Source organism: Desulforamulus aquiferis, from assembly GCF_030577015.1.
GTDB classification, from domain to species: Bacteria; Bacillota; Desulfotomaculia; order Desulfotomaculales; family Desulfotomaculaceae; genus Desulfotomaculum; species Desulfotomaculum aquiferis.
On sequence record NZ_JARPTC010000011.1, the window covers coordinates 39,960 to 57,554 of the forward strand.

At 42.8% G+C, this 17,595-nt stretch carries 21 protein-coding genes; 18 read left to right on the forward strand and 3 right to left on the reverse strand.

The window, feature by feature from the left end; all coding sequences use genetic code 11:
- The first annotated feature begins 11 nt into the window (after positions 1-11).
- Entirely contained in the window at positions 12-1,313 is a 1,302-nt protein-coding gene (locus tag P6N53_RS08080) for an amidohydrolase (RefSeq protein WP_304542330.1), read from the forward strand.
- A 50-nt stretch (positions 1,314-1,363) separates the two neighbouring features.
- Here the strand turns inward: P6N53_RS08080 and P6N53_RS08085 are convergent, their stop codons facing one another.
- Positions 1,364-1,747: a hypothetical protein gene (locus P6N53_RS08085; protein WP_304542331.1), complete on the reverse strand. Its 384-nt coding sequence runs from the start codon at positions 1,745-1,747 to the stop codon at positions 1,364-1,366.
- Positions 1,748-2,161: 414 nt separating this feature from the next.
- Here P6N53_RS08085 and P6N53_RS08090 point away from each other — a divergent pair, with 414 nt between their 5' ends.
- The gene (locus P6N53_RS08090) at positions 2,162-3,337 is read left to right on the forward strand and encodes a class I SAM-dependent rRNA methyltransferase (protein WP_304542332.1); all 1,176 of its coding nucleotides are present in this window, start codon (positions 2,162-2,164) and stop codon (positions 3,335-3,337) included.
- Here P6N53_RS08090 and P6N53_RS08095 read toward each other — a convergent pair whose 3' ends face one another.
- Positions 3,338-4,519 (reverse strand): AlbA family DNA-binding domain-containing protein, encoded by a 1,182-nt coding sequence (locus tag P6N53_RS08095; protein WP_304542333.1) that lies wholly within the window; start codon positions 4,517-4,519, stop codon positions 3,338-3,340.
- Between the two features lie 131 nt (positions 4,520-4,650).
- Positions 4,651-6,069, reverse strand: a complete 1,419-nt coding sequence (locus tag P6N53_RS08100; protein ID WP_304542334.1) for an aspartate aminotransferase family protein — start codon at positions 6,067-6,069, stop codon at positions 4,651-4,653.
- A 183-nt stretch (positions 6,070-6,252) separates the two neighbouring features.
- Between P6N53_RS08100 and ylxM the strand changes: the two genes are divergently transcribed.
- The 16 genes from ylxM to nuoH all read left to right on the forward strand — a co-directional run bounded on the left by ylxM (position 6,253) and on the right by nuoH (position 17,593).
- On the forward strand, positions 6,253-6,597 hold the full coding sequence (gene ylxM / locus P6N53_RS08105) for a YlxM family DNA-binding protein (RefSeq protein ID WP_304542335.1): 345 nt from the start codon (positions 6,253-6,255) through the stop codon (positions 6,595-6,597).
- A 53-nt stretch (positions 6,598-6,650) separates the two neighbouring features.
- On the forward strand, positions 6,651-7,985 hold the full coding sequence (ffh, locus tag P6N53_RS08110; protein WP_304542336.1) for a signal recognition particle protein: 1,335 nt from the start codon (positions 6,651-6,653) through the stop codon (positions 7,983-7,985).
- A gap of 36 nt (positions 7,986-8,021) precedes the next feature.
- The gene (rpsP, locus tag P6N53_RS08115) at positions 8,022-8,291 is read left to right on the forward strand and encodes a 30S ribosomal protein S16 (protein ID WP_304542337.1); all 270 of its coding nucleotides are present in this window, start codon (positions 8,022-8,024) and stop codon (positions 8,289-8,291) included.
- A 24-nt stretch (positions 8,292-8,315) separates the two neighbouring features.
- A complete protein-coding gene (locus P6N53_RS08120) occupies positions 8,316-8,543 on the forward strand; it encodes a KH domain-containing protein (RefSeq protein WP_304542338.1) in 228 nt (75 codons plus the stop codon).
- An 87-nt stretch (positions 8,544-8,630) separates the two neighbouring features.
- Entirely contained in the window at positions 8,631-9,044 is a 414-nt protein-coding gene (locus P6N53_RS08125; protein ID WP_304542339.1) for a YlqD family protein, read from the forward strand.
- Positions 9,045-9,046: 2 nt separating this feature from the next.
- On the forward strand, positions 9,047-9,556 hold the full coding sequence (gene rimM, locus P6N53_RS08130; protein WP_304542340.1) for a ribosome maturation factor RimM: 510 nt from the start codon (positions 9,047-9,049) through the stop codon (positions 9,554-9,556).
- A 32-nt stretch (positions 9,557-9,588) separates the two neighbouring features.
- On the forward strand, positions 9,589-10,347 hold the full coding sequence (gene trmD, locus P6N53_RS08135; protein WP_304542341.1) for a tRNA (guanosine(37)-N1)-methyltransferase TrmD: 759 nt from the start codon (positions 9,589-9,591) through the stop codon (positions 10,345-10,347).
- Between the two features lie 158 nt (positions 10,348-10,505).
- Positions 10,506-10,853, forward strand: coding sequence for a 50S ribosomal protein L19 (gene rplS / locus P6N53_RS08140; protein ID WP_304542342.1), 348 nt, complete (start codon positions 10,506-10,508; stop codon positions 10,851-10,853).
- Between the two features lie 56 nt (positions 10,854-10,909).
- A complete protein-coding gene (lepB, locus tag P6N53_RS08145; RefSeq protein WP_304542343.1) occupies positions 10,910-11,467 on the forward strand; it encodes a signal peptidase I in 558 nt (185 codons plus the stop codon).
- A gap of 114 nt (positions 11,468-11,581) precedes the next feature.
- Positions 11,582-12,463, forward strand: coding sequence for a ribosome biogenesis GTPase YlqF (gene ylqF, locus P6N53_RS08150; RefSeq protein ID WP_304542344.1), 882 nt, complete (start codon positions 11,582-11,584; stop codon positions 12,461-12,463).
- A gap of 39 nt (positions 12,464-12,502) precedes the next feature.
- Positions 12,503-13,159 carry a ribonuclease HII gene (gene rnhB, locus P6N53_RS08155; protein WP_304542345.1) on the forward strand — a complete coding sequence of 219 codons (657 nt, stop codon included), beginning with the start codon at positions 12,503-12,505 and terminating at the stop codon, positions 13,157-13,159.
- Positions 13,160-14,026: 867 nt separating this feature from the next.
- Positions 14,027-14,380: an NADH-quinone oxidoreductase subunit A gene (locus tag P6N53_RS08160; RefSeq protein WP_304542346.1), complete on the forward strand. Its 354-nt coding sequence runs from the start codon at positions 14,027-14,029 to the stop codon at positions 14,378-14,380.
- Positions 14,371-14,952 carry an NADH-quinone oxidoreductase subunit B gene (locus P6N53_RS08165; protein ID WP_304542347.1) on the forward strand — a complete coding sequence of 194 codons (582 nt, stop codon included), beginning with the start codon at positions 14,371-14,373 and terminating at the stop codon, positions 14,950-14,952. The genes P6N53_RS08160 and P6N53_RS08165 overlap by 10 nt, the downstream gene beginning before the upstream one ends.
- Entirely contained in the window at positions 14,949-15,392 is a 444-nt protein-coding gene (locus P6N53_RS08170) for an NADH-quinone oxidoreductase subunit C (RefSeq protein ID WP_304542348.1), read from the forward strand. Before P6N53_RS08165 ends, P6N53_RS08170 begins: the two co-directional genes overlap by 4 nt.
- Positions 15,393-15,419: 27 nt before the next feature.
- Entirely contained in the window at positions 15,420-16,520 is a 1,101-nt protein-coding gene (locus P6N53_RS08175; protein WP_304542349.1) for an NADH-quinone oxidoreductase subunit D, read from the forward strand.
- 23 nt (positions 16,521-16,543) lie between these two features.
- Positions 16,544-17,593: an NADH-quinone oxidoreductase subunit NuoH gene (gene nuoH / locus P6N53_RS08180; RefSeq protein WP_304542350.1), complete on the forward strand. Its 1,050-nt coding sequence runs from the start codon at positions 16,544-16,546 to the stop codon at positions 17,591-17,593.
- Positions 17,594-17,595 lie beyond the last annotated feature (2 nt).

Below are 17,595 nucleotides of genomic sequence, written 5' to 3' on the forward strand. Positions count from 1 at the left end.
AGGTTGTATGTTTGAATAAGCTACTTATTCGTGGGGCCACTGTCCTAACCATGGAAGGCCAGGATGCCATTATCAAAACAGGTGAAATATTGATGGAAGACGGGTGGATCACCCATGTGGGATTGCCTGGCTCGGCACCCGGCTATTTTGATATGGACGAGGTTATTGAGGCCGACGGAATGGTAGCCATGCCGGGATTTGTTAACTGTCACACCCACGCAGCTATGACGCTTTTAAGGGGCTATGCCGATGATTTGCCCCTGATGCAGTGGCTTAACGAAAAAATATGGCCCTTTGAAGACAAGCTAACGGGGGAGGACGTTTACTGGGGTTCCAAGCTTGCCTGTCTGGAGATGATTAAATCAGGAACAACCTGTTTTGGTGACATGTATGCCTTTATGGATGATGTAGCCAGGGCGGTGGAGGAGACCGGCATGAGGGCTGTGCTCTCAAGGGGTATGATTGGGGTAGCACCCACCGGCAGTAACGCCCTGCAAGAGGCAGAGGAGCTTGTTAAGAATTGGAATGGCAAGGCAGATGGAAGAATTACTGTAATGCTGGGTCCCCACGCACCATATACTTGTCCTCCCGATTATTTAGCTAAGGTAATGGATTTAGCTGCCAAGTTAAAGGTGGGAATTCATATCCATGTATCCGAAACCCGCACAGAATTCTATGATATCTTGAAGCAATATGGAAAGACTCCGGTGCAGCACCTAGATAGCTTAGGGTTGTTTAAATATCCGGTCTTAGCCGCCCACTGTGTTCACCTGGAGCAGGAAGACATAGAGATTTTAGCCCAAAAGGCCATGGGGATAGCATATAATCCCCAAAGCAATATGAAGCTGGCCAGTGGAATAGCACCTGTTGCCAAATTACTAGACCTGGGAGCTACGGTGGGATTGGGAACTGACAGTACAGCCAGCAATAATAATTTAGATATTTTAGAGGAATTAAGGGTAGGCTCTTTCCTACAAAAGGTAGACACCATGAATGCTGAGGTTATACCTGCCTACCGGGCCCTTCAGATGGCCACCATTGATGGGGCCTTAAGTATGGGACTAGGGGATCGGGTAGGACTAATAAAGGAGGGTATGAGGGCAGATATTATTTTAATTAACACCAAGGAGCCCCATATGTGCCCCCAGCATAATTTATTTGCTAATATTGCCTATTCTGCAAACTCAGCAGATGTTAATACTGTGATTATTGATGGTAAAGTGGTCATGCTGGATAAGGTTGTATTAACTATTAATGAAGAGGAAGTAATGGCTGAGGTCCAGGAAAGGGCCATGAGGCTGGCAGGAAAATAATTCAGTGTCTAACGAACAAGCCACCCGCGATTAATGCGAGTGGCTTGTTCTTACAAATGGGATAATTTATCCAGACAGAATCTGCCATTTAAGGAGTCCCGTAATTTTTCCTGCAATATTGGATCACAGGAACAAGGACCATCTTGACAGCGGGGCTTATTACAATTAATTACTTCTTTGTGCTCCTTGAGAGCTTGAATGAAACCCTTTACCAACTCATCAAGATTAACAATTTCTTTTTTTGATGAAGTGTGGTAGGTTGCGACGGTGTTGCAGTTGCAGCAACTAAGTACATAGTCCCCTTGAATCGTTAACTCCAGGCCATAATTCCCCACATCACCACAATGACAGCATTTTTCCCTTGATAATTCTTCATAGATGGATGTATTTACACTACCCTTTAGAAACCGTTTTTTTGTTTCAATACTAGACATTATGTCTCCCCCTAGCCTTAGTGAAGTAAATATATAAATAGCCATTGCTTTTTAACTATTATTTATTTTTATCATACTCCTATTTCGACAAAATAGGAAGGTACCTTGATGGTGCTATAGCTTGAGATTGCTCCTGTTTTCTCAATCAATCAATTGTACCAAGACTTGAAAGGAATTGCAAAATCGACAGATATCGACAGAATAAAGCTCCAAAATAAATACATAAAGCAGTTAATTTGTTAAAAAAAGTTTTTACCAGAAAATAAATAATATAATTAATTAGCAGTGGAATGATGTCTCGCGGACCTGTAGAATAATAGAGGTATACAAGGTGTTGTTGTGTTTTGTATAAACCATCTTTTTGGGTGGTAAATTATAGTAATGTTGGATTAATAGAATCGGGGGTTCATTATAATGGCAAAAGCCATCCTGCATCAGGGGAAGCAAAAAAGAATTGCCGGGGGTCATCCCTGGATTTATCGGACAGAAATCAAGGAGATAGTAGGAAGCTTTGAACCAGGGGATATTGTAGAAGTGTTTGATTATAGGGACAAATTTGTGGGAAAGGGTTATATCAACCCAGCCTCACAAATTACCATTCGCATTATGACCAGGAATCCCTTGGAAGAAGTTAATGAAGAGTTCTTTCGCCGCAGGATAACTGCAGCCTGGAATTACAGACAAAGGGTAGTAAAGGATACCAACTCCTGCCGGGTTATTTTTGGCGAGGCAGACTTTTTACCCGCATTAATTGTTGATAAATTTGGCGATTATTTATCGGTACAGACCCTTGCTTTGGGGATAGATGTACATAAGGAAACAATTATCAGACTGCTGTACGAAATTGTACAGCCCAGGGGGATATATGAAAGAAATGACGTTACCGTTAGAAAAATAGAAGGACTGCCCCTGATTACAGGCTTTATTGGAGAGCCCTTTGATCCAAAGGTCGTCATTCATGAGAATGGGCTAAAGTTTGTGGTAGACCTGGAGGGAGGGCAAAAGACGGGATATTTTCTGGATCAGCGGGAAAACCGTCTGGCACTGCAGGGGTTAGTAAAGGGTGGCAGGGTGCTGGATTGCTTCTGCCATACCGGCACTTTTTCAATGTATGCGGCCAAGTTTGGGGCCAGGGAAGTACTTGGCCTTGATATTGCTGCTTCAGCATTAGAAACTGCCAGGGCCAATGCCCAATTAAACGGCTATGGTGACATATGCTCCTTTAAGGAAACCAACTCCTTTGATGAGCTTAGGGCCATGGAGAAATCGGGAGAACAGTTTGAGCTGGTAGTGCTTGATCCACCTGCCTTTACAAAGTCCAAGGGGGCAGTTAAAGGGGCTATCAGGGGATATAAAGAAATAAACCTCCGGGGAATGAAGCTTATTCCTCCAGGAGGATTTCTAGTTACCTGTTCTTGTTCATATCACATGAAAGAGGAGCTTTTCCTTGAGACCGTATTGGATGCTGGACGGGATGCCGGAAGGGAATTAAGACTTGTGGAGCTAAGGCGTCAGGCCAAAGACCACCCCATGCTGCTGGCCTCCCCGGAAAGCCATTATTTGAAATGTATGATACTGCAGGTATTTTAATCACCTTGCCAGCTCTGCCCGGGTAATGGAGTGGGAGTCTAGGGCTTCAAAGCCAAAACATCGGTAAATATAGCCTAGGATAGGATCAGCCACCTGACGGGGGTTTTCCATGGCACGGGCTTCCAGGGGGTAAAAGCCGTAGGGCAGTATAATATCGTTATAGGTGCACTGGGGTTCAGGGGCTTTAATATAGAAGCTAAAGAATTTAGGATCATCCAATCCCTTGCCTGCTATATTTTCTAAGCTAATTTTTAGGACAAATAGGCCCAAATATCCGGTGAAACGGTATACTTCCCTGGTTAATTTGATGGTTCTTAGTAGAGCCACTTGTAGTGACCGATAGTCCAAGAATTCTAACTGGAAAGGCTCAGCTTTGCGTTCCAGGGTTTTTACTGAGGTAGGTACTGGGTAGCAATAGGTAATAACCCCCGAACGCAAAATTTCCAGCTGGTGGCTTCCCAGCTGAAAGGCGAAGCCCTCGGGATTAAATCTTGTATTTTTAGGTAGGGATTGTTTCCATATACTCTGGGCCATTTTCTTCAGCCTGGTAATTCTCGCAGGTATAAAGAAGGGATTAATTAAATCAAGGTTAAGGGGAACGGGGCAGCACATAACCTTGAAGACAACCTCATTGGGGTCTCTATGCTCAGTTTTTTGTAATTTTCGAAGCATAAAGCCCTTAACTTCACTCTTGTTCAGGAGGCTTTTCTCAAAAAGCCTTTCCAAGATATGCCGGTCTGTTTCTCCAACGGGATCTGAGCCCTCCATATTACGTCGGTAGATTCTGCCATCCTTAGTGATATGGGGGGGATAGGCACTTTCAGGAACCCGTATTACAAGTATTCCCTTTTCAGGGTCAGAGGACTTTACGATAAGCTTGGAAGAAAACAAAGGTACAGGACTAATATTGTCCCTGCAAATGTGCCTAAATCTATCCTTTGGGTCCCTCGCAATATTTATGCCTGTGAAGGAGGTAGGAACATTGCGGGGATTACGGGCATCTACTCCAATAATAATCCATCCTCCAAAGGTGTTGGCGAAGCTGGCAACAATTTTAGCCAGGTGGGTGGGAAAATCCTCCTTGTATTCTACATATAGACCCTCAGAGGTTTCTTCCTTGATCAAAATATTTAAATCATCCTCTTCCAGTTGTTCAATGGGTTTGCCAAAGGGATTAATCATAGCGCCTCCGGGTTTTTTCTCTTATTTTACCACATATCCTTTAATAATTTTCGGATGTATTAGGTAACCCATATAAATGCAGGACTGCCCCTAGAGCTAGGAGACAGTCCTTGTGTTGTTTAATCTGTAAGCTACTTTCTTATTTTTTGCAGCAGATTGGCTGTTCCAGAACCAACCATGCTCATGAAGCCGGAGTGATTGGCCAGCACTGACTCCAAAGCCTCCAATACCAAGTCAATTTGTTCCCTGGTCACTGTTAAAGGAGGCTCTAGTCTGATTACATTAGGATTGTTTAATGTATAGGCGGTAATTATCCGGTGCTTATTAAACAATTCTCCAGCCACCAGACTGCCCATAAACTCTTGGATTAGTTTATTGACAACATTCATGGTGAAGCGTAGAAAGTACTTTTTATCAGCCGGGGGTTGTTGAAACTCGATACCAATCATCAGCCCACGACCCCGTACATCTTTGAGAAGGGGGTATTTCTCCTTCAATTGACGTAGGCGGCCTATGAAGTAGCTGCCCTTTTCTCTGGCTTGAAGGTGGAGCTCGTCTCTGACAGTTACTTCTAAGGTCTTTAAGGCCGCGGCACAGGCTAAAGTATTGCCACCAAAGGTTGAGGTGTGCAGCAAAGCCTTATCCATGGTGCCATAGGCTTTTCTCCAGATATCATCAGTGGTAATGTAAGCTCCAATAGGCATTAGGCCTCCTCCCAGGGATTTGGCCAAACATAGTATATCCGGGCTAACTCCCTCCAGCTGACAGGCAAACAAATCACCTGTTCGGCCAAGTCCGGTTTGAACCTCATCAGCAATGAAAAGGGTTCCGTACTGACTGCACAGCTTTTTTGCCTTAGAAATATAAAGGGGTGGAGGCTCAATGATTCCTCCTTCACCCTGTAGTGGTTCAACTATGAAGGCTGCCCCATCACCCGGGGAAAGTTGGTCTTTCAATGAAGAAAGGTCACCAAAGGGAATGCCAATACATTCTTCCAGTAGGGGTTTAAAGGGTGCCTGGTATTTTTCTCTGCCCGTTACAGAGAGGGCACCGATGGTTTTTCCATGAAAGGAATTATGGCAATAGATAATCTTTTTGCGTCCAGTTGTTATTTTGGCCAGCTTTAAGGCACCTTCAACTGACTCCGCGCCACTGTTGCAGAAAAAAGCTTTATTGAGATTGCCAGGTGCCAGTTCAGCCAGATTTCTCGCCAGTGCAGCGGGTATATTATTTATTGCGGCTTGCAGGATGTTTGGTAAATGACTTACCTTTTGTACTGCCTCAAATATTTCAGGATGATTGTGCCCTAGATTTAGAGAACCATAACCACCTAAAAAATCTAGGAATTCATTACCCTGTTCGTCAAAGACTGAAGCACCCTGGGCTTTGACGAACAGAGTATCAAAATTAATCAGGCTCAGAAGTGTCACCAGACTGGTATTCAGGTGACGATTGGAAAGATCTACGGTGTCCTTTTTGCTTAAAGTTAAAGCTTGGTCTAGAGTAATCAGATTACTGCAGGAGCCGAAAGGACCGTCATGGTGGGCCATATTTACACCCCCAAAATATTCTAATTACAGAAATAATATGTGGACTGGCCGGTAATATGCGAAATAAATCTGTCAAAATCTTAACCTTGACATTAAGAAGGGATTTAAAGTAAAATAGTCCTATCTGTAAAGTGAAAGTCCTTTATACTACACCCGCTGGGTAGAAACGGAGGGGACTAAGCTTTGAAGGAAATTCATAAAATTAATCTATTATACGACTTTTACGGCAGCCTCCTTACCGAGAGGCAGCAGAAATTTATTGAACTATATTATAGCGACGATTTATCCCTGGGGGAAATTGCCGAGCAATTTGAGGTAACCAGACAAGCAGTTCATGATACTTTAAAGAGATCCGAGCAAACCTTGGAAAATTATGAGAAAAAGCTTGGTCTGGTAACGAAATTTAATAAAGAGTATAATTCCCTGGAGGAAATTATAACTGTAATTGATAACTACCCAAGGGAAAAAGCTCCTGAGGCCCTTAACAAGGTAAAAAAACTTGTCCGGGAGATGCTGGACTCCAGGTAGTAACTTTAATGACAATTGTTTAATACTAATAATTTGTGAAGGAGGCGTCTTGCATGTTTAAAGGACTGGGTGACCGGCTGGAAGATATCTTTAAATCCCTAAAGGGTAAAGGACGCCTGACTGAAGACGATGTAAACCAGGCCATGCGTGAAGTTAAGATGGCTTTACTAGAGGCAGACGTAAACTTCAAAGTGGTAAAGGATTTTGTTGCTCAGGTTAAGGCAAGGTCCATCGGTCAGGATGTTTTAGACAGTTTAAGCCCTGCACAGCAGGTTATTAAAATAGTTAAAGACGAACTCACCGAGCTGTTAGGTGGTACCCAAGCAAAAATCAACATATCCTCCAAACCACCTACCATCATTATGTTAGTTGGCCTACAGGGTGCAGGTAAGACAACCACTGCAGGCAAGCTGGCCAAGCTTCTAAGCAAGCAGGGACGCCGTCCGCTGCTGGTGGCAGGAGATATCTACCGCCCTGCGGCCATAAAACAGCTTCAGGTTCTGGGTGAGCAGCTTAAAATGCCGGTATTTACCATGGGCCAGGAAGACCCTGTTAAGATTGCTACCTCAGCTGTGGAGAATGCTAATCACACGGGCAGAGATTTAGTAATTATTGATACGGCCGGTCGTTTGCACATAAATGAAGAATTAATGGATGAGTTGGCCAACATTAAATCAAGTGTAAAGCCCCATGAAATTCTTCTGGTAGTTGACGCCATGACTGGCCAGGAAGCCGTCAATGTTGCTGATACCTTTAACCAAAAGCTAGGCCTTGATGGCATAATCATGACTAAATTGGATGGTGACGCCAGAGGTGGTGCGGCCCTCTCGGTTCGCAAGGTAACCGGCTGCCCCATCAAGTTTGCCGGTATGGGTGAGAAGCTGGATGCCCTAGAACCCTTTCACCCTGACAGAATGGCCGATAGAATTCTGGGCATGGGGGATGTACTGACTCTTATTGAAAAGGCCCAGGCAAATTTTGACGCTGAACAGGCTGCAAAATTAAATAAAAAGATTCGACAGGCGGATTTTAACCTAGAGGACTTTCTGGATCAAATGCAGCAAGTGAGAAAAATGGGACCCCTTGAGCAGGTTTTAGGGATGATTCCTGGCATGGGTAAGTTAACCAAGCAATTAAAGGATCAGCAAATTGATGAAAAGGAACTGGGTCAGGTAGAGGCTATAATCTATTCAATGACAGCCTGGGAGAGACAGCATCCGGAACGTATTGACGGCAGCAGAAAGAAACGCATTGCCAGAGGCAGCGGCACAAGGGTACAGGATGTTAACCAGCTTTTAAAGCAATTTGAACAAACTAAGAAAATGATGAAACAGCTTACAAATATGACCAAAGGTGGAAAAAAACCTAAATTTCCCTTTTTACAATAATAAGCGCAAACTAATTTAAGGAGGTGAAATGCTAACATGGCAGTAAAAATTCGTCTTAGACGTATGGGTGCTAAGAAAAACCCTTTTTACCGTATAGTTGTGGCTGATTCCCGTTCTCCGAGGGATGGCCGTTTTATTGAAGAAATTGGCTACTACAATCCAATTAAAAAACCTGTAGAAGTTAAAATTGACGAGGCCAAAGCTCAAGACTGGTTAAGTAAAGGCGCACAACTTTCCGATACAGCTAAGTCCTTGTTTATAAAGGCCGGTATTATCCCCGGTCGGGCCAAAACTAATGAGGCCTAATGGTAGCAGGGGAGGTCCAATGCTGTGAAAGAATTAGTTGAAATTCTAGCCAAGGCTTTAGTAGACCAGCCGGATAAAGTTGAAGTAACCATGGTAGAAAAGGAAAGATCTGTGGTTATCGAACTTAGGGTAGCCCCTGATGATATGGGTAAGGTTATTGGCAAGCAAGGGCGTATTGCCAGGGCTATTCGTTCGGTGGTAAAGGCTGCGGCCACAAAGCAACGCAAGAAAGTAGTAGTAGAAATTATTTAATCCATTATAGGATATGTCAAAGGAGGCCAAGGCCTCCTTTGCATTGTTTCTATCCTATGGCACAACCTAGAATAGGGGGTTGGTGGTTTGTTAACCATAACTAGGCCAGTACTAGTAAAGGTTCGGGTAACGGATTCCTACAAAAGGGCATTGGTTCAGGAACTGCAACAATCAGCAGGCAAGCTTGAATTGGAAATACAACAGTTAGATTTTCAGGCCAAAAAGCTGTTGGAGATTGCCAAGAAAAACCCTGCTGGTGCAGAAGTAGCTAGAGTTCAACTGGAGCAGGAGAAACACAGGCGTTTGGATTCTAGAACAAAGCTTCTGGATAGAATAAAGGATGTAGGCAGGCTGTCCAACGGAAGCGAAGTGCTTCAAGGACAGGTGGAAAGCATAGTTGATGTGAAGGTTGGAGACAATTGGCATAGCTTAATGACCGCTGAGATTGTAATTGAAGATGGTAAGGTAGTAGAGATTCGCTCGCTGAAACCGGAGGTATGATAGTGTCCGAATTATATGTAACAGTAGGGGAAATTGTTAATACCCAGGGAATTAAAGGTGAGGTCAGGATTTTACCAACCACAGATTTCCCGGAAAGATTTAAAAGGGGTAAAAAATATTTGGTTCTCCTAAGGGGTAGTCATAGGGAGTATACCATTGAAAAAAGTTGGGAACATAAACAGTTTATTGTGATAAAATTTGCTGAAATAGAAAATATGAATGAAGCTGAAAAACTTAAGGGAGGACTTTTGCAGGTACCCCCCTCTGAGTTAACCCCTCTTCCTAAGGGAAGCCACTACATATTTCAATTGGTAGGGCTTAGGGTATTGGACTTACAGGGCCAAGAATTGGGTGAACTAGCCCAGGTAATAAAAACCGGAGCCAATGATGTATATGTGGTGAAAAGGAATGCAGGAAAAGATGTATTGATTCCTGCCCTCAAGTCCGTTGTCAAAGAGATTAATATTCCGGAAGGTAAAATGCTGGTGGATTTACCCGAGGGACTTATATAGGATACCTAATTGCAATTAAATAAGGTGAAGAAATGAAAATAGATATACTAACATTATTTCCACAAATGTTTGAGAGTCCCTTTGATGCTAGTATTATAAAGCGGGCCATTGATAAAAAACTGCTGGAGATAAATACTATAAATATAAGGGACTTTTCACAAAATAAACATCATACAGTGGATGATACCCCTTTTGGGGGTGGTGCGGGCATGGTCATGGGGCCAGAGCCTGTTTTTGAATGCATGGATTATCTCCGGGAACAAAGGGGGGGGGAACTGGGACGGGTTATTATGATGTGTCCCCAGGGAGAACCCTTTAGCCAGGGATATGCCAAGGAGTTAGGTAAAGAGCAACACCTGGTATTTCTCTGTGGTCACTATGAGGGATTTGACGAAAGGGTTAGGGAAACCCTTGTAACAGATGAAATTTCCATTGGTGACTATGTTCTTACAGGGGGGGAACTGCCAGCCATGGTGGTGGTAGATGCAGTTGCCAGGATGGTGCCGGGTGTCCTTGGGGAGGCAGCCAGTGCAGAGGAAGACTCCTTCTATAATGGCTTATTGGAACATCCTCATTACACTAAGCCAAGAGAGTACCGGGGCCAGGTGGTTCCAGACATACTTCTCTCCGGTCACCATGGGAATATACGTAAATGGCGCCGTAGGCAATCACTTCTGAGAACCATTGAACGCAGGCCTGAGCTGCTGACCCAAGTTGAGCTAACCAAGGAGGACAAGGCTGCTTTACAAGAACTGCTGTCCTATTTGCAAGCCCTTGACTTGAAAAAATGAGTCCAAGACCAGTCTCCTGACTCAAAAGACAAGTTGTGGGTTGAAAAATCTTGCCCAGCTTGAGAGATTATGATATAATTTGTAATGTTGGAATTACGGGCGGTCCGCTTCCTTAGGATAAGGTATGAACGTCTAGGCGAGGAAGGGGGTTAATGTTGATGAACCTCGTTCAATCTTTAGAGCAAGAGCAAATTAAAAAAGATATTCCTGCGTTCAGACCTGGTGACACTGTAAAAGTGCATTACAAGGTTATTGAAGGAACTCGCGAGCGTATACAGGTTTTTGAAGGTGTTGTAATCCGCCGTCGTGGTGGTGGCCTAAGTGAGACCTTTACTGTGCGTCGTGTAACATATGGGGTAGGTGTGGAGAGAACTATTCCCCTACACTCCCCTAAGGTTGATCGTATCGAAGTAGTTCGCCGCGGTAAGGTGCGGAGGGCTAGACTTTACTATCTACGTGCTTTACGTGGCAAGAAAGCCCGTATCAAAGAGCTTAACACTCGCTAAACTGGAGGGACTGGCTACCAGTCCCTTTTTTTGGCTTTACAGGGGAGGGGAAAAATATGGAGCAATTGGATCCTCAGCAAGAGAAGATAGAAAACACCACAACTAAAAAATCTGTTATTAGAGAAATGCTGGAATCAGTTGTTATAGCGGTTTTGCTTGCTGCGGTTATCAGGCTGTTTATTTTGGAACCCTTTTTCATTCCCTCTGGATCCATGGAGCCAAATCTCATGGTTGGTGACAGAATTATAGTAAGTAAAGTTACTTACCTAGTTACAGATCCTAGCCCTGGTGATATCGTGGTTTTCAAATTTCCACTGGACCCAAGCAGAAACTTTGTTAAGAGATTGATTGCCCAGGGTGGAGATACGGTAGAAATAAAGGACAGTGTTCTTTATGTGAATGATCAGCCGGTCTCTGAGGATTACCTGCCAAAGGGACTTACTTTCCAGGACTTCGGCCCTCAAGCAGTACCCCAAGATCATTATTTTATGCTGGGAGATAACAGAAATAACAGCGATGACAGCCGGGTATGGGGATTTCTAGATGAGGAATTGATTGTTGGTAAAGCTGAAGTTATATACTGGCCCCTTGATAGGATCGGTCTGGCAAAATAATATTTCACCGAAGCTTTCGTAGAGGCCATTTCTGGGCAAACTCTTACGGAAGCTTTTTTATTGTATTATTATAGATGTGTTGAACAATTTGATAGATATTTTGGAGGGTATCAGGTGGATATTCAAATTCAATGGTTTCCAGGGCATATGGCCAAGGCAAAACGACAGGTTCAAGAGGCGCTTAAACTTGTAGATGTGGCAATTGAGTTACTGGATGCTAGAATTCCGATTAGCAGTGGCAACCCCATGATTGATAAAATATTAGGAAATAAACCCAGGTTAATAGTATTAAATAAAAGTGATCTGGCAGATACCACAACCACAAAGCTATGGCAGAAGCAACTCAATAAAAGTAATGTGAAGGCGGTGGCGGTGGACACCCTTAAGGGAGAAGGACTTAAGGAAATTCCAAAGGCAGCAGCAGAATTAACAGCCGAGCTTATGGCCAAGCTGGCTGCTAAAGGACGTCGACCTAGAGCCATACGCTGTATGGTCCTGGGGATTCCAAACGTCGGAAAATCCTCCTTTATCAATCGCCTGGTTGGTAGGAAGGCCACAAAGACCGGTGATTTACCTGGTGTAACCAAGGGTCAGCAATGGATTAAAATTGGTGGCAGCTTAGAATTATTGGATACTCCGGGCATACTGTGGCCCAAGTTTGAAGACCCTGAAGTTGGTTTTAGATTGGCTGTAACCGGGGCCATAAAAGAACAAGTCTTTGATATCTATGAGGTTTCCTCAAAGTTACTCAAATGGTTGGTGGAAAATAATCCAGATATTATTAAAAATAGATATAAACTAGATACGATAGATTTTGAAATCCCTTTGATGATTAAAGAGATCGGAGCTAAAAGGGGAATGTTGGTTTCAGGTGGAGTGGTAGATGAACTAAAGGTAGCTCATCTGATACTTAAAGAGTTTAGAGAAGGAACCCTTGGCAGGTACACCCTTGACCTTCCTAAGGAGTTATCCAATATATTAAACAGCTGCACATAAAAATATGTGTAACAAGATTTTTTGTGGAAGGTAGATATAATGATTTCGTTGGAACTAGAACAAAAAGTATGGGACAGAGGAATAAAATTAATTGCCTTTTGTGATGAGGTAGGCAGGGGTCCACTATTAGGTAGTGTTTTAGCTGCGGCTGTAATAATGCCACCTAATCTAGTAATTGAAGGAGTCAATGATTCGAAAAAGCTGACCATGGCAAAAAGGGAATCATTATATCAAAAAATATTAGATTATTCCCTGGCTGTAGGAATTGGAGAAGTAAACAACCAGGAAATAGACAGGATTAATATAAAGCAGGCTAGCCGTCTGGCAATGAAGGAAGCAGTATTAAATTTGAGGACAAAGGATGGTATCCCTGTTCTGCCGGAGTATCTAATGATTGATGCTGAAGCCATAGATATGAATATTCCCCAGGAAGGTATAATTCATGGAGATGCTATCTCCCATGGTATTGCTGCGGCCTCGATTATTGCCAAGGTAGTTAGGGATCGCCAGTGTTTAGAGTGGGATAAGATGTATCCGGACTATGGTATTGCCAGTCATAAAGGTTATTGCACCAGGGGGCATGTTCAAGCGCTGCTGGCAAAAGGCCCAACTCCTTTACATAGGATGACATTTCTTAAAAAAATATATGAGAGGGCAACTGCTGAGCAACAGGTTTTGTTTAAAACAACTATTTGAAAAAACTATTAAAACCAGTCCATTTGTATATCAAATGGACTGGTTTTAATTTGTACTTTATTAAAAAAAGATAAGGGGACTATTTAAGAGCCTCAAAATAATTTGAAATAATATAAACCAACCATTTATAATAACGCTCAAAAAATTATCTTAATTAACAAAAGAAACTAAAATAAGCACTAGCTCTTGATAACATAGCCTTCGTTAAAAATTTTAAAATTCTAAATTTACAAAATATTGCCTCAAGTAAAGCTCTGGGGTAAAATATGCGGCAATGAATGAACTGCAGTATTTGTTAAAGGCTGTTAATATTTATCTTCTCTGGAGATATTATCTCTTAGAGATCTTTAATTAGCATGATCGAATAAATTGGGGCTCAGGTATTTGTAAAAAATCCCTGGCAAATTAAAGGATAGTGACAAATATCACACACCAGCTATGATCTAAAGCACAAATTTTGGCTAATAAAAGTAATAACATAAAAAACAATAAAATAAATAGTGAACATACTTAATTTACTAAATACCACATTACCTGAATTTTATGCATTTTCAGTTATTTTTAAAATAGAACAGTATGTTCTTTAAATGAACAAAGATAATGAATGAATAAGAAAAATGTATTAAAATAAAACATTTTAAATTGCTGAGATTGTGACAAAAAGACCAGTTTAAACTTATTAAATGGGCCGAGATATTAGTTTATCTAGATGGCAAAGTAATTGCAACGTAACTTTGAAGTTATAAATTTGTAATTACATAGGAATATAATCAAAGGCAAAACAATAATTTTCCGTTCTTGGTAGATTAGGTATATTTTACTCATTTTGATAAATTCTAATTTAGAAAATGGAGGGGAGATGTTTGGATGTCTGAATGGATTGGGGTAGCTCTATTTATTGTGGTGGGCTTTGCCTTTGGCGCGGGGGGTATCTTGGCCAGCTTCTTGATTCACCCAAGAAGTCAAAACAGGTACAAGTTGGAAACCTATGAGTGCGGTTTACCAACCGAAGGACCTACCTGGGTTCAGTTTAAAACTCAATATTTTACCTATGCCCTATTGTTCGTAATATTTGATGTTGAAGTAATTTATCTATATCCATGGGCTGTGAGTTTTGAAGAGCTTGGTTTGGCCGGCCTTATTAAAATGTTTATATTTATCTTTATCCTAGTCCTGGGCCTCTGGTATGCCTGGAAGGAAGGTGCTTTAGAATGGAGATAATTGAGGGCAATAATCCTGACAAGCTGGCAAACAATGATGAAATGCAAAAGGAGACTATCAAAAGATTAAAGAAATTAGGTGCGGAGCCTGCGGTGATAGGTGAAGTAACCAGAACAATTTCTGTTGGTCCCCTAGAGAAGATGCTAAACCTGGCCCGGGCCAATTCCTTATGGCCCATGGGATTTGGTTTAGCTTGTTGTGCTATTGAAGGACTTATGGCCGCTAATATGGCCAGATTTGATCTTTCCCGCTTTGGCTATGAAGTTATGAGGGCATCTCCCAGGCAGGCTGACGTTATGCTTGTTTGTGGAACTGTGACTAAAAAGGCTGCTCCCTTTGTGGTACGTCTGTATGAGCAGATGGCTGAACCAAAATATGTAATTGCAATGGGCAGTTGCGCCATATCTGGCGGTCCCTTTGTTGATTCATACAATGTGGTGCCGGGGGTAGATAAGTTAATTCCGGTGGATGTTTACCTGCCAGGTTGCCCACCGAGGCCTGATGCGGTAATACATGCTTTTATGAAGCTTAAGGAGAAGATAATTAATCCTGAGGTGGTGAAGGGTCAATGACCGGAAAACCCATTAATGAAATTGTAGAAGAGCTTAAATTAAACTATCCATTGGTGGAGCTGTCTGAGGCTGGGCAGATTATTTTGCCTGAAAATAATCTAAGGGAATTAATGGGTCAATTAAAGGATAAATACGGATTAAACTTTCTTACCAACCTAACGGCAACTGACTATCTTGAGTACTTTGAGGTGATCTATAACCTAAGCATAATTGGGCAGTCAGATATGGTTCATGTAAAAGTAAAGGTTGATAGAAACAATCCGGTTGTCCCATCTATGGTTCCCATCTGGGGCGGAGCAATTTGGCAGGAGCGTGAAGTATATGACCTGCTTGGCATTACCTTTACCGACCATCCGGATTTAAGGAGAATTCTCTTGGCCGATGATTGGGAGGGGCATCCCCTACGGAGGGACTACCAGTGGGAAGGTGGCAGGGACTAAATCCTTGCAAAAAGAGAGGTGATGGAAATGTCCATAAAAACCCAGGAGTTCCTATTAAACTTAGGACCTCAGCACCCTAGCACACACGGGGTTTTTAGAATTGTTTTATCACTGGATGGTGAAACGGTTGTTAAAGCTGTTCCTGTACCAGGTTATTTGCACAGAGGTATTGAGAAACTGGCCGAGTCAAGAACATATACCCAGGTAATCCCCTATACCGACAGGCTGGATTATTTGGCAGGCATGCTGATGAACTGGGGATATGTCTGTGCTGTGGAAAAATTAATGGAAATTGAAGTGCCCGAAAGGGCTGAATATATCAGGGTTATTGTTGGGGAATTATCCAGAATTGCCAGCCACCTGGTTGCTACCGGTGCTTACGCTGCAGATGTTGGAGGACTTACGGGCTTTATCTATACCTTTAGGGACCGGGAAGAAATCATGGATTTATTTGAAATGGTCTCCGGGGCACGGCTCACACCCAGCTATATGAGGATAGGAGGAGTGGCGGGAGATTTGCCCGAGGGCTTTGTGGAGAGGTGCAGTAAATTTATTGATTACCTGCCTGCTGCCATTGAGGAATACAATGGACTTATCACAGGAAACGAAATCTTCCAGCACAGGACCAAGGGTGTTGCCATACTTTCTGCTGAAAAGGCTATTGATATGAGCCTTTCCGGACCAGTCCTAAGGGCATCCGGTGTAAATTATGACCTGCGCAAGGCTAGGCCCTATAGTGTCTATGATAGGTTTGACTTCGAAGTTCCCCTGGGTACCAAAGGAGATTGCTTCGACCGATACTATGTACGGATTCTAGAAATGGAGCAATCTGCTAAGATTATCCGGCAAGCTTTGGATAATCTACCTGAAGGCCCCATTAAGGGTAAGGTTTCTAAGGTAATCAAACCACCTGCCGGTGAGGTTTATGCCGAAATTGAAAGTTCCAAGGGTATTATGGGTACTTATGTGGTGAGTGACGGCAGTACAAAGCCCTACCGGGTTCATTTCCGCAGACCTTCATTCATTAATCTGGGCTACCTGGATGAAATGGTCAGGGGCTGGAAAATTGCTGATGTGGTGGCAATTCTCGGCAGCATTGATATTGTACTTGGAGAAGTTGATTGTTAATCCAATTTGGGGAGTGAGGCAAGGTGGAGAATCTCTTTGTAAATATTGCAGGAGGCATAAGAAGTCTGCTGGAATCCGCTGGCCTGACCGTTATAGCTACTGATTTCCTAATGATGTTTTTGAAATTGGGAGCTGTTATAGTATACATCCTGGTAAGTGCCCTATGGTTGGTTTATATGGAACGAAAGGTAAGTGCATACATGCAGTGCCGTATCGGTCCCAACCGGGTCGGACCCCTGGGTTTACTACAAACTACGGCAGACATCGGTAAATTGATTAGTAAAGAATTCATTATTCCCAAAAATGCCGATAAGAAATTATTCATACTGGCACCAGTTTTAATATTTATGCCACCATTGGCAGTCTTTGCCGTGGCACCCTTTGGTCAGGGCATGGTGGCAATTGATATGAACATAGGGGTTTATTATTTTCTGGCTCTGGCTTCCTTATCTACGGTGATAATCTGGATGGCGGGCTGGTCATCAAATAATAAATATTCCCTGCTGGGTGGTATGAGGGTGGTTGCCCAGATGGTCAGCTATGAAATGCCGTTAATATTGTCCATTGTGGGTGTAATTATTTTAACAGGAACCCTCAATATGAGTGAGATTATTAATTCCCAGGAAAATGTATGGTTTATTTTCCTGCAGCCCCTGGCGTTTTTAATTTATATGATAGCTGCCGTGGCAGAAACCAACAGGACTCCCTTTGACTTGGTTGAAGGTGAATCAGAAATTATTGCCGGTCCATTTACTGAGTATAGCGGTATGGGATTTGCGATGTTCTTCCTGGCAGAGTACGCCAATGTGGTACTGGTTTCAGTAATGGCTACAACACTATTTCTAGGGGGTTGGCTGGCTCCCTTTGGTCTAACCTTTATACCATCCTGGATTTGGTTCTTAGCTAAGGTATATCTGATGATCTTTATCTTCATGTGGTTCCGCTGGACTTACCCACGTATTAGGGTGGATCAATTGATGGAGTTTGGCTGGAAGGTTCTGGTTCCCTTATCCATCATCAATATTTTTGTGACTGGAGTAGGCAAATTCCTGTATCAGTCGATGGGGTGGTGATA

Bases quoted from the DNA above. Each gene is read 5' to 3' on its own strand.
- P6N53_RS08175 (WP_304542349.1), top strand. From the start codon at position 15,420: ATGTCCATAAAAACCCAGGAGTTCCTATTAAACTTAGGACCTCAGCAC.
- P6N53_RS08085 (WP_304542331.1), bottom strand. From the start codon at position 1,747: ATGTCTAGTATTGAAACAAAAAAACGGTTTCTAAAGGGTAGTGTAAAT.
- P6N53_RS08165 (WP_304542347.1), top strand. From the start codon at position 14,371: ATGGAGATAATTGAGGGCAATAATCCTGACAAGCTGGCAAACAATGAT.
- rnhB (WP_304542345.1), top strand. From the start codon at position 12,503: ATGATTTCGTTGGAACTAGAACAAAAAGTATGGGACAGAGGAATAAAA.
- P6N53_RS08090 (WP_304542332.1), top strand. From the start codon at position 2,162: ATGGCAAAAGCCATCCTGCATCAGGGGAAGCAAAAAAGAATTGCCGGG.
- P6N53_RS08095 (WP_304542333.1), bottom strand. From the start codon at position 4,519: ATGATTAATCCCTTTGGCAAACCCATTGAACAACTGGAAGAGGATGAT.
- P6N53_RS08160 (WP_304542346.1), top strand. From the start codon at position 14,027: ATGTCTGAATGGATTGGGGTAGCTCTATTTATTGTGGTGGGCTTTGCC.
- P6N53_RS08170 (WP_304542348.1), top strand. From the start codon at position 14,949: ATGACCGGAAAACCCATTAATGAAATTGTAGAAGAGCTTAAATTAAAC.
- ffh (WP_304542336.1), top strand. From the start codon at position 6,651: ATGTTTAAAGGACTGGGTGACCGGCTGGAAGATATCTTTAAATCCCTA.
- P6N53_RS08100 (WP_304542334.1), bottom strand. From the start codon at position 6,069: ATGGCCCACCATGACGGTCCTTTCGGCTCCTGCAGTAATCTGATTACT.
- lepB (WP_304542343.1), top strand. From the start codon at position 10,910: ATGGAGCAATTGGATCCTCAGCAAGAGAAGATAGAAAACACCACAACT.
- rplS (WP_304542342.1), top strand. From the start codon at position 10,506: ATGAACCTCGTTCAATCTTTAGAGCAAGAGCAAATTAAAAAAGATATT.
- trmD (WP_304542341.1), top strand. From the start codon at position 9,589: ATGAAAATAGATATACTAACATTATTTCCACAAATGTTTGAGAGTCCC.
- rpsP (WP_304542337.1), top strand. From the start codon at position 8,022: ATGGCAGTAAAAATTCGTCTTAGACGTATGGGTGCTAAGAAAAACCCT.